General features: G+C 67.1%; 1 protein-coding gene. It reads left to right on the forward strand.

The annotated features are described in order from the left end of the window. Positions 1-332: N-formylglutamate amidohydrolase (locus tag AC01FP_RS18955; protein ID WP_474482508.1), on the forward strand; the 332-nt coding region annotated here is incomplete at its 5' end. Positions 333-532: the final 200 nt, after the last annotated feature.

Consider the following 532-nt stretch of genomic DNA (forward strand, 5'->3'; position numbering starts at 1 on the left):
CCGAATTCGTCATCGGCGACCGGTTCGGCGCAAGCTGCAGTCCGGCACTGGCGGAGCAGGCGGCAGCCTATTTCGACCGTCATCGTCGACCGAGCGCGCACAACCGGCCCTATGCCGGGGGCTACGTGCTCGACCGCCATGCGCAGCCGGCCCGGGGGATCCATTGCCTGCAACTGGAGGTGTGCCGCTCGACCTACCTCGATGCCAGCATGACCGAGCCGTCCGCACGGCTCGCGGGGCTGGCGCGGCTTCTGGCCGGCCTGGTACGCGAGCTGGCTGGCGCGCTTGTTGCCGATACTCGTGACCGCACCCTGCCGATTGCTGCCGAATGAAAAAAACCACCTCGTGCAAGCGTGCACGAGGTGGCCAAGGTTCAGGGAGGTGACGCGCTCGCGCGCGCCAGCCCGGCTGCATCATGAGGGGACATGCGCGCCGGACAGGGCCAAAATAGGATGAAGGCGGCGCGCAATCAAGCACGCCGCCTTCAAAATGTTGGCCGAGGCTGGATTACTGCGCGGTAGCAGGCGCGACC

It is taken from the genome of Cyanobium sp. NIVA-CYA 375 (assembly GCF_056108345.1).